This is a genomic window from Mesorhizobium sp. M0016 (assembly GCF_040324035.1).
Taxonomy (GTDB): domain Bacteria; phylum Pseudomonadota; class Alphaproteobacteria; order Rhizobiales; family Rhizobiaceae; genus Mesorhizobium.
Window position 1 is genome coordinate 134,683 of the sequence record NZ_JAMYVM010000017.1, and the last position, 10,713, is coordinate 145,395.

Sequence of the window (10,713 nt, forward strand, 5' to 3'; positions counted from 1 at the left end):
CTATCCTGCCATGGCCCGTCGGCGATATTCGTTCAGCAGCACCACCATCTCCTCGGGCGACAATGTCCAGCCCTGCGGTAATGCGGCTTCGGCGCCGAGGCTTTTGGTCACGCTGCCCATGACGGAGCTTTTCTTGACCCCCGGTGCGAAATTGTACCCGATCATATCGCCTATCCTGCGCCGGCGATGGACGACGAAGAAGCTTTCGATATTCTTCCAGGGGACCAGGTTGGGCGATCGAACAAGGCCTCCGCCGAGACTGAAACCTTGTCCGTTCAGCACCAGAATCTGCGGCCGCACAAGCTGCCAGGCAAACACCAACGCGACCAGCCCGAAAAAGGCCACGCACCACCAAAGGCCGGCGGTGTCGCCGTCCTCGGAGACATAAATCAGGAAAGCGCAGGCCAGGACAAAGAAGAGGCTGGCCGACAGCAGTAACAGTGTCTTGCCAAGCGATGCCCTTATAATCAGGGTATCCATTGCCGCTCCTCACATTTCGGCTATGCAGGTAATATCTTGCCCGGGTTCATGATGTCTTGCGGGTCGAGCGCTTTTTTTATGGAGCGCATGATGTCGACACCATGGCCGAGCTCATGGCGCAGGAAGCCGATCTTGCCCTGGCCGATGCCGTGTTCGCCGGTGCAGGTGCCGTCCATGGCGATCGCCCGCATGTTCAGCCGCGAGACGAATTTCTCCGCCAGCGCGATCTCTTTGGGGTCGTTGACGTCCATCAGCACCAGCACATGGAAATTGCCGTCGCCGGCATGGCCGACGATCGGCGCAACCAGGCCCATCTCGGCAATGTCGGCCTCGGTTTCGGCAACGCATTCGGCCAGCCGCGAGATCGGCACGCAGACATCGGTCGAAAGGCCCTTGGCGCCCGGCCGTAGCGTCAGCGACGCCCAATAAGCATCGTGCCTGGCTTTCCAGAGTTTCGTGCGCTCCTCGGCGACGCTGGTCCAAAGGAATGGCCCGCCGCCATTGTCTTCAGCAATGGCACCGAAGGTCTCGGCCTGTTCGGCGACGCCGGCATCGCTGCCGTGGAACTCGACGAACAGGCACGGGCTCTCGGGATAATCGAGCTTCGAGTAATTCTTCATCGCCCGCATCTGCAGTCCATTGACCAGTTCGATCCGCGCCACCGGAATGCCCATCTGGATGGTCGCGATGACCGCGTTGCAGGCCGCCTCGAGGTTTGGAAACGGGCAGACGCCGCCGGAGATCGCCTGCGGAATGCCTTGCAGCTTCAAGGTCAGCGAGGTGATGATGCCGAGCGTGCCTTCCGAGCCGACCAGAAGCCGCGTCAGATCGTAGCCGGCCGAACTCTTTTTCGCCCGCTTGCCGGTCGTCACCGTCTCGCCATCGGCCATGACGGCCGTCAGCGACAGCACGTTTTCACGCATCGTGCCGTAGCGCACCGCATTGGTGCCGGAGGCCCGCGTTGCCGCCATGCCGCCGAGCGAAGCATTGGCGCCGGGATCGATGGGGAAGAACAGGCCGGTATCGCGCAGGTGCCGATTCAAATCCTCGCGCGTTACGCCAGGCTCGACCGTGCAGTCGAGATCCTCGGGGTTGACCGACAGGATGCGGTTCATGCGCGAGGTGTCGACCGAGATGCCGCCACCCGGCGCGTTGGTGTGGCCCTCCAGCGAGGAACCGACGCCGAAGGCGATGACCGGCACGCGGTGCGCGGCGCAGGCACGTACGATCTCCTGCACCTCTTCTGTCGTCTCCGAGAACGCGACACCGTCAGGCGCCTGCGTCGGAATATAGGTGGTGGTATGCGCATGCTGCGAGCGGATCGCCGCGCCTGTCTGGAAGCGTTCGCCGAGCTGCTGCTTGAGAATGCCGAGCACGGCGGCGATGCCTTCCTCGTTGCGTTCGACCGGATTGAGGTCGCTCAGAGCCATGAATTCCTCCGCGAATGGACCAGCGTCCACGCTTGTTATGCGATTATGGATGCGTAGTCTCGACTGCCGCGCTCTGTCCAGCACCAGAACAAGGAACTTTCCATGCCTGTTCCCGCCCCCTTAGTTTCCAAACCGATGGACATCGAGAAGGACTGGATCGACTACAACGGCCATCTCAACATGGCCTATTACAACGTGTTGTTCGACCGCTGCTCGGATGAGGCGTTCGAGGCGATGGGCATGGGGCTGGACTATGTCGAAGAGCGGCGCCTGACCATCTACACGGCCGAAGTCCATGTTTGCTATGTCCAGGAACTGCACCTCGAACACAAGGTCGTCGTATCCTTCCAGCTGATCGATCACGACGACAAGCGGCTGAGGGCCTACCAGGAAATCCGCCATGTCGATGGCTGGCTTGCCGCCACCTCCGAAACCCTGTCGCTGCATGTCGACATGTCCGGGCCGAAAGTCGCGCCCTTCCCCGCCGATGTGCAGGCCAAGGTGGAAGCCATGCGCGCCGCCCATTCTGCACTGCCGATGCCCGAGCGCGCCGGCCGTTCGATCGGTATTCGCCGCAGGACCGCTTGAAGCGCTGCCGCGCCCGCGTTAACCTTACCAAGGTTTTAACGTGAACAAGCCATTTGGGCCATTGAACGACTCAGCTGACCGTTTGAGAACGGTGCCATGCGAGTTGTGACGCGGGCGGCGGGCAACAGGCGGTTCGAGGAACGTGCATGAAAACCGACATCAAGGTCGAGGTGGACAGGCTGGCTGCCGATCCGCGCATCACCGACTATGATTTCTGGCGCTCGTTGAAGAACGTCAACAACGAGATCTTCCACATCGCCAACAACAACGAGCCTATCCCCTTCGACATGATCCGCTGGCGCGCCATCCTGAAGCAGGCGCGCATGAAGCGTGGCCACGCCTGATGTTTCCGCTGTTCTGAGAAAGCCGCCACCGGCGAGCGCCGCCACGGACCATTGCGACCTGATCATTTCCAAAGGTCTGCGCCAGCCCCGCTTTCAGCGAATCGGCTGCATCCGACAACCTTCAAAAACCGTTCATTTCGACAGTTTGCGCAACCGGCGATTCGGTTTCGCAAACGGCTGCCTGCGACAAGAAGATCAAGATTGAACCAATTCCACGTCTAAGCCGTTGTGACCCCTGAAAAACGGCTTGGAGTGAAAGCATGGACTGGAAAAGGACCAGGGAACCGGCCGACGCATGGCACATGACGGACAATCTGCATGCCGAGCACGGCAAGGGCGATCCGTTCGCGGCCGCCATCCGCGCCACCCGCATGTCGATGGTCATCACCGATCCCCGTCAGGCGGACAATCCGATCGTCTTTGCCAATGACGCGTTCCTGCGCCTGACCGGCTACGAGCGCGACGAGGTCATGGGCAAGAACTGCCGCTTCCTGCAGGGGCCAGGGACAGACAAGGCAGCTGTGGCTAGCGTGCGCGACGCGATAGCAGCGGGAACCGATATCGCCATCGATCTGTTGAACTACCGCAAGGACGGCTCGACATTCTGGAATGCGCTCTACATCAGCCCGGTTTCCAACGACAAAGGCGAACTCCTGTTCTTCTTTGCCTCACAGCTCGATGTCTCCGATCGCAAGCGCTCGGAGGATCGCATCACCGCCGACAAGAACCGCTTTGAAAAGGCTGTCAAGGAACGCACGCGCGAGCTTGAGGCCGCCCTTGAGGCGCAGACCACGCTGCTGCACGAGGTCGACCATCGGGTGAAAAACAACCTGCAGATGATCTCCTCGCTGATCATCATGCAAAGCCGGGCAATCAAGGATGAAGCGACAAAGCGATCGCTGGCCACCATGCTGGAGCGCATCGAGGCGCTGAGCACGGTGCATCGCCGTCTCTACCAGTCAAAGGATGTCAGCCGCTTCGATGTCTCGGATTTCGCCAGGGATCTGGTCACCGACCTGCTGACCGCATCCGGACGCGCCGAGATCAAGCCGACGCTGGACCTCGAACCCATCGTCATTCCGGCCGAAAAAGCCACGCCTGTTGCCTTGATGGTCAATGAGCTTGTCACCAACGCGCTGAAGCACGCCTTCAAGGCAAAGCCGGACGGCACCACCGCGGGGCGCATCGGCATCAAGATGAGCCAGCCCGACGGCCACTTCAACATCGAGGTTTCCGATGACGGCGTCGGCATGGCCGAGGCCAGTGGCGATGCTTCTTTCGGCATGCGGCTGATCAAGTCGCTTGCCCGGCAGTTGCATGCCGACATCGAATGGCGCGACGCCGGCCCGGGCACAAAGGTCGTCATCTCGATGCCGAACGAACCGCAGCAGAAAGGGAAGCTGTCATGAACGAACCGCTCAAGGTCCTGATCGTCGAGGACGAGGCGTTGCTGGCGATGGAACTGGAAAGCCTCGTCGAGGAAGCCGGCCACAGCGTTGTGGGTTGGGCGACATCCTTGGCCGAAGCAAGAGGTATGATTGATACCGCCGATGCCGATATTGCCTTTGTCGATATCCACCTCGCCGACGGACCAACCGGGGTCGAGGTTGCCGAGCATATCCGCGAGGGTAACCGTTCCATGGTGGTGTTCATGACCGCCAATCCAAAACGCATCCCCGACCATTTCGCCGGCGCGATCGGCGTCATCGCCAAGCCCTACACGATGAACGGACTGGTGTCGGCGTTGCGCTATCTGCAGGAGGGCGTGCGACGCCCGCCCCCGGTCTCGGTGCTGCCGGCCGGTTTTACGCTGTCGCCGGCCTATGAAAGCGTATGGGCGTCGTCGGCGGCCTGAAGCCTACGCCAGCTTCTCCTTGAGGAAAGCGATCGTCCGTCCCCAGGCGAGATCGGCTGCCTTCTTGTCGTAGCGCGCGGCCGAGGTGTCGTTATTGAAGGCATGGTTGACGCCGTCATAGACATAGAGCGTGTATTCGACATGGGCGGCGTCGAGCGCTTTCTTGTAGGCATCGATGCCGGCGTCGATGCGCTCGTCGAGCCCGGCATAGTGCAGCAACAGCGCCGCCTTGATCTTCGCCACATCCTCGGCCTTCGGCTGCATGCCGTAATAGGCGACGCCGACGGCGAGATCGGGCGCGTTGACCGCCAGATTGTTGACCGTGCCGCCGCCCCAGCAGAAGCCGACAGCACCGACCTTGCCGTTGCCGTCCTTCTCGCCCTTGAGATAGGCGATGGTCGCCAGGCCATCGGCGGTGACCTGGCTGGCGTCGAGCTTGGTGAACATGTCGCGCGCCTTGTCTTCGTCAGCGGGCGTGCCGCCGAGCGGCGACAGGAAATCCGGCGCCAGCGCCACGAACCCTTCCAGCGCAACGCGCCGCGCAACATCCTTGATATGCGGGTTGAGCCCCCTGTTCTCATGCACCACGATGACGGTGCCGAGCTTGCCGGACTGGTCCGCCGGCCTGACCAGATAGCCCTTCATCTCACCGCTGCTGCCGGAATAGGTGATATCTTCAGCCTTCACGCGCGGATCGTTGTCGGCGACGATTGCCGCCTGCGCCGAATTCGCCGCAAGCAGCGGCGCGATCGCGGCCGCCGCCGCGCCCGATCCGGCAAGCCTGGTCAGCTGCTCCATGAAGCGGCGGCGGTCGAGCGTCAGATGCGTGTATTCGTCATAGGCATCGATCATCGCCTGGGTGATGGCAGGTTTGGCAGGTTTGACGGCTTCGGCGGTGGGTTTCGTCATGGCGTGCTCCTCGTTAGGAGATGATCTCACGGTCACTCCGGGATGACCTCATGGTCACTCCGGGATGACCTCGCGGTCACTCCGGGATGACTCGCGGATCAAGATAGGGTGCAAGCTCGCACGGTCCAGTCTCGGATGGGTGACGCTTGCGCCATCGAACGATGCGGCCGCCCCGCCGAACGCGCCCATCACATTTTGGTCATTTCAGAGAATGTCGATGGTGCCGCCACAATATGGAAGGAAGCTGATGATGGTCTCGCTCGTAGCGGCGAGCCCGACGAGAAGGAACAACGCCATGACCTTGTCTACTCCGATCCTTGCAAGCGCGCTCGTGCTTGCTGTTGCTGCCTTGCTGGCAATGCGCTCCGCTGCTGCCGCAGCCGCCGCTCGGATGGTGAAGGTCCGCGTCGACCGGCGTCGGCCTGCACCACGCTGATCCAGCAGGCCGAAACAGGGCCGCAGCTAACCAATGAAGTACTGGGCTCCGTGCCCAGCCTCAAAGGCCATCTCTTACGCAAGCTGACCAAGGCTGCTGCTGCCCTCATCGCCCTGCCGGGCACTTCTCCCCGTATAGATGCCGGCAGGCAGATAAGGGGCGGCGCGACATTACCAGAATATCTGCCGGGCCGATCACTTACCTAAGTCACATCGCTGCTACTTCGGCAGCGTATAGGCCATCACATAGTCGCCGGGCTTGGTGCCGACCGAGCCATGGCCGCCGGCGACGATGACCACGAACTGGCGGCCGTCGGCGACGGTGTAGGTCATCGGCGTCGACTGCCCACCGGCCGGCAGCCTGGCCTGCCAAAGCTGCTTGCCCGATGTCAGGTCATAGGCGCGCAGATAGTCGTCGACCGCCGCGCCCAGGAAGACGACGCCGCCGGCGGTGATCATCGGCCCGCCAATGCCGGGAACACCGACCTTCAGCGGTAAGGGCAACGGCGTCATGTCGTAGACGGTGCCGTTGCGGTGCTTGTAGGCGATCTTGCCGGTTCTGATGTCCGCTCCCGCCACATAGCCCCATGGCGGCGCCTGGCAGGGCACGCCGAGCGGCGACAGGAACGGCCCCATCACCACCGCATAGGGTGCGCCCTCATTGCGGTTCAGCCCCTGCTCGCTGCCGCGCCCCTCATCCGGCGGCGGCACCTGGTCGCGCGGAATGAGCTGCGATTTGAACGCCAGATAGGTCGGCATGCCGAACATCACCTGCCGCACCGGATCGACGGCGACGCCGCCCCAGTTGAATGTGCCGAAATTACCGGGATAGACCAGCGACCCCTGCACCGATGGCGGGGTATAGCGGCCCTCGTAGCGCAGGCCCTGGAATTCGATCCGGCAGGCCAGCTGGTCGAACATGGTGATGCCCCACATGTCGGCGCCGGTCAGCGGCCTCGGATTGAAGGAGAGATCCGAGACCGGCTGCGTCGGCGACGTGTGATCGCCCTCGACAGCGCCGCCCGGCGCCGGCACTTCCTTGATCGGGATGATCGGCTCGCCGCTGCGCCGGTCGAGCACGTAGAGATCGCCCTGCTTGGTCGGCCCGACCAGGCCCGGAACGACGCCGGCAGCGGTGGTGATGTCGACCAGCGTCGGCTGTGCCGGCACGTCCATGTCCCAGAGGTCGTGATGCACGGTCTGCCGCACCCAGCGCAATTGCCCGGTGGCGAGATCGAGCGCGGTGATCGAGGAGGAAAACTTCTCGACATTGGCGCTGCGGCCCATCCCGAGCTGGTCCGGCGTCTGGTTGCCGAGCGGCACATAGAGCAGGCCGAGCTTCTCGTCGGCGCTTGCCGTCGACCACATGTTGGGCGAGTTGTGGGTGTAGGTCTGGCCTGCCGGCAGCGGCGTTGTCTGGTCCGGATTGCCGGAATCCCAGTTCCACACCAGGGCGCCGGTGTCGACGTCGAAGGCGCGGATGACGCCGGACGGCTCTTGCGTCGAATAATTGTCGTTGACCGCGCCGCCGATGATGATCTTGCCGCCGGCAATCAGCGGCGCCGAGGTCGAGTAATAATAGCCCGACTTCGGATACGGCATGTTGGTCAACAGATTGAGCGTGCCGGCCTCGGCGAAGGACGCGCAGACCTGGCCGTTGGCGGCGTCGAGCGCGATCAGCCGTGCATCCGAGGTCGGCAGGTAGACGCGCGTCGCGCAAGGCTGGCCGGCGGCGATCTTGGCATCGGCATAATAGGACACGCCGCGGCAGGTCTGGTGCTGGCGGTCCTTGTCGAGCTTGATCTTGGGATCGAAACGCCATTTCTCCTTGCCGGTGGCGGCATCGATGGCGATGGCGAAATTGTGCGGCGTGCAGATATAGAGCGCGTCGCCCACCTTCAGCGGCGTCACCTGATAGGTGGTTTCGCCGACATCGTCCGGCCCTTTCACGTCGCCGGTCTGGTATGTCCAGGCCGGCTGCAATTTGGCGACATTGTCGGGCGTGATCTGGTCGAGCGGCGAATAGCGCTGGCCAAATTGCGTGCGGCCGTAGAAGTGCCATTCACCCGGAGGCACGTTGCCGCCGAGATCGGCAGTCGGCGTCACCTTGTCGGCGCTGAGGTCGCCGGCGATGTCCTTGGGATCGGCCGTCATCGAATAACCGGCGACGGCGAGCGAAGCGAGCACGGCCAGAATGAGCGGCGCTCGCGCGTCGGGGCCGGTCAGGCCCCGCCTTGCCCAAGGCGTCAGCAGCCACAGCGCCAGAAGCACGATGATGCCGCCGCGCGGTCCGAGTTCCCACCAGTCGAAGCCGATTTCCCACACCGCCCAAGCCAGCGTGCCGAGCACGATCGCCGCGTAGAGCCAGAGCGCCGTCGATTTGCGCCGGAAGAGCAGCCATGCGGCGATCAGGAAGGCGAGACCGGTGATGACATAGTACCAGCTGCCGCCCAGCATCACGAGCCAGACGCCGCCGCCGCCAAGTGCCAGGCCGATGAGGAACAGGATGAGGGAGGTGATGACGACAGCCAAGACGATACTCCTTCGACTGATGCGCATTCCGCGACGCGGCCATGGGCAAAGGTATGCCAATCCTGCCCCCGGCGGTACAACCTTCTCCCGGCCGCCGTGCCTGTCAAGCCGCCGGGGAGCGATCCATGGCGAAACCAAAAGGCCATGCCGCAGGCTCTCTTGCGTAACAGGGCGTTTTTCGAGGCCACACGCCAAGGTGGCAATCCCGCCTTGCCGGCATCCGGGTTTTCCAGCAGTCTGCTTTGGACCAACCATCAGGAGCAACCAGAGTGACGTCATTCGCCTCGCCTCTGACGCGCGTAGTCCTTGTCCTCTGTAGCTTCGTCGCGCTCACGGCCGGCACAGTGGCCGCGCCGGCACAGACGCTGAGCGAGATCAACAAGGCAAACGGCTTTCACGAGATGCTGATGGGCATCGGTCCCGGCATCGCCGCAGCCACGAAATCCATACCCGAACCGTTACCGGCAAATTTCCAGGACGCCTTGTCGGTCGCGCTGGAAGGCGCCTTCGACGCAGTCAAAATGGAGACTGCCATCGAATCGCGGATGGCGGACAGGCTGTCGGCCACCGATCTGTCCGACCTCGCAGCGTTTTACGCTTCCCCGTTGGGCAAGCACGTCACCGCTTTGGAAATTCAGTCGTCTGGCCCGGAAGGCAGGCAAAGCAAGAAGACAGAGGGCAAGCAAATCCTCGCCGAGCTTCCGGCCAAGGATCCAGCCCGGCTCGAATTGTACCGCAAGATCATCGACGATATCAGCGCTGTCGACACCGGCGAGGCGATAGCGCTGAACATGAGCTACGCGATGGTTACGGGGATGCTGGGCGCAGCCGGAAAGCCTCTGTCGGACGAACAGATCATGGCGCTGGTGCGTCAGCAATCCGTGAAAATTCGCCAGAACATCGAACAGAATGCCATGCAGGGTAGCGCTTATACGTACCGGGATCTCTCGCTCGGCGATCTCAGACTGTACTCGACATTCCTGGCGTCACCCGCGGGCAGCCGCTATTACGACCAGATGCTGACGGCCTTTGGCATGGTGATGACAGAGGAAGCGCGCTCGTTCGGACATCGATTGTTCGTCGCGCTCGGTTACCGAAAGGCCTGAGCCGCAGTATCGGGCACTTTAGCAGAACAAAACGTAGACACTTCTGGTCTTTCGCTCCCGAATCACTACATTCGGGGGAGATGTCCGGCTTTGCGGAAGACATGCCCTTTTTCGACGAACCCAATGCGCGGCCTGCGGCCCCGTCGGGCATAGCCGCGCGCGCCATGGCGGCCCGCAGCGGCCCCAACAGCGCGCCCGATTATCTCAACGGCCTCAACCCCGAGCAGCGGCTGGCGGTGGAAACCACCGAAGGCCCGGTCCTGGTGCTGGCCGGCGCCGGCACCGGCAAGACCCGCGTGCTGACCACCCGCATCGCCCATATCCTGGCCACCGGCAGGGCTTTCCCCTCGCAGATCCTGGCGGTGACCTTCACCAACAAGGCCGCGCGCGAGATGAAGCAGCGCATCGGCCATCTCGTCGGCGAAGCCGTCGAGGGCATGCCGTGGCTCGGCACCTTCCACTCCATCGGCGTCAAGCTCTTGCGCCGCCACGCTGAGCTGGCCGGGCTCAAATCCGATTTCACCATCCTCGACACCGACGATGTCGTACGGCTGATCAAGCAGCTGATCCAGGCCGAAGGCCTCGACGACAAGCGCTGGCCGGCCAAGCAGTTCGCGCAGATGATCGACGGCTGGAAGAACAAGGGCCAAGGCCCCGCCGACATTGCCGAGGGCGACGCGCGCAGCTTCGCCAACGGCAAGGGCCGGGAACTCTACAAGGCCTATCAGCAGCGGCTGAAGACGCTGAACGCCTGCGACTTCGGCGATCTGCTCTGCCACCCGATCCGCATCTTCCGCGCCAATCCGGACGTGCTGAAGGACTACCACAAGCGCTTCAAATACATCCTCGTCGACGAGTACCAGGACACCAACACCGCGCAATACATGTGGCTGCGGCTGCTGGCGCAAAGACCTACCTCCCCCTCGATGGGGGAGGTCGCGCCGCGTAGCGGCGCGGGGGGGGGTGGGAGCGCCCGCGCCCGTCCCCCCACCCCGCCGGCAGTGACTGTTTACCAACTGACGCAGCCGCCGCCG

11 protein-coding genes are annotated in these 10,713 nt (G+C 63.0%); 7 read left to right on the forward strand and 4 right to left on the reverse strand.

Annotation, left to right across the window (positions count from 1 at the left end; genetic code table 11):
- Both NKJ88_RS22870 and NKJ88_RS22875 read right to left on the reverse strand, forming a co-directional pair.
- Positions 1-480 carry a hypothetical protein gene (locus tag NKJ88_RS22870; protein WP_023667425.1) on the reverse strand — a complete coding sequence of 160 codons (480 nt, stop codon included), beginning with the start codon at positions 478-480 and terminating at the stop codon, positions 1-3.
- A 20-nt stretch (positions 481-500) separates the two neighbouring features.
- Positions 501-1,910, reverse strand: a complete 1,410-nt coding sequence (locus tag NKJ88_RS22875) for an FAD-binding oxidoreductase (RefSeq protein WP_023725338.1) — start codon at positions 1,908-1,910, stop codon at positions 501-503.
- A gap of 102 nt (positions 1,911-2,012) precedes the next feature.
- On the opposite strand from NKJ88_RS22875, the gene NKJ88_RS22880 reads away from it, so the two are divergent.
- From NKJ88_RS22880 to NKJ88_RS22895, 4 genes are all read left to right on the forward strand, one after another.
- A complete protein-coding gene (locus NKJ88_RS22880) occupies positions 2,013-2,498 on the forward strand; it encodes a thioesterase family protein (protein ID WP_023699589.1) in 486 nt (161 codons plus the stop codon).
- Between the two features lie 146 nt (positions 2,499-2,644).
- Positions 2,645-2,842, forward strand: coding sequence for a hypothetical protein (locus tag NKJ88_RS22885; RefSeq protein ID WP_013531006.1), 198 nt, complete (start codon positions 2,645-2,647; stop codon positions 2,840-2,842).
- Between the two features lie 260 nt (positions 2,843-3,102).
- Entirely contained in the window at positions 3,103-4,251 is a 1,149-nt protein-coding gene (locus NKJ88_RS22890; protein ID WP_352445590.1) for a histidine kinase dimerization/phosphoacceptor domain -containing protein, read from the forward strand.
- Positions 4,248-4,697, forward strand: a complete 450-nt coding sequence (locus NKJ88_RS22895) for a response regulator (RefSeq protein ID WP_023668313.1) — start codon at positions 4,248-4,250, stop codon at positions 4,695-4,697. The genes NKJ88_RS22890 and NKJ88_RS22895 overlap by 4 nt, the downstream gene beginning before the upstream one ends.
- 3 nt (positions 4,698-4,700) lie before the next feature.
- On the opposite strand, the gene NKJ88_RS22900 is transcribed toward NKJ88_RS22895, so the two are convergent.
- Positions 4,701-5,606 (reverse strand): dienelactone hydrolase family protein, encoded by a 906-nt coding sequence (locus tag NKJ88_RS22900; protein WP_023682108.1) that lies wholly within the window; start codon positions 5,604-5,606, stop codon positions 4,701-4,703.
- 135 nt (positions 5,607-5,741) lie between these two features.
- On the opposite strand from NKJ88_RS22900, the gene NKJ88_RS22905 reads away from it, so the two are divergent.
- Positions 5,742-6,248, forward strand: coding sequence for a hypothetical protein (locus NKJ88_RS22905; protein WP_155929627.1), 507 nt, complete (start codon positions 5,742-5,744; stop codon positions 6,246-6,248).
- A gap of 12 nt (positions 6,249-6,260) precedes the next feature.
- On the opposite strand, the gene NKJ88_RS22910 is transcribed toward NKJ88_RS22905, so the two are convergent.
- Positions 6,261-8,600, reverse strand: coding sequence for a glucose/quinate/shikimate family membrane-bound PQQ-dependent dehydrogenase (locus tag NKJ88_RS22910; protein WP_502904766.1), 2,340 nt, complete (start codon positions 8,598-8,600; stop codon positions 6,261-6,263).
- Positions 8,601-8,980: 380 nt separating this feature from the next.
- Here NKJ88_RS22910 and NKJ88_RS22915 point away from each other — a divergent pair, with 380 nt between their 5' ends.
- Positions 8,981-9,679 carry a DUF2059 domain-containing protein gene (locus tag NKJ88_RS22915; RefSeq protein ID WP_352445594.1) on the forward strand — a complete coding sequence of 233 codons (699 nt, stop codon included), beginning with the start codon at positions 8,981-8,983 and terminating at the stop codon, positions 9,677-9,679.
- An 80-nt stretch (positions 9,680-9,759) separates the two neighbouring features.
- The coding region (locus NKJ88_RS22920; RefSeq protein ID WP_352445596.1) for an ATP-dependent helicase at positions 9,760-10,713 on the forward strand (954 nt) is incomplete at its 3' end.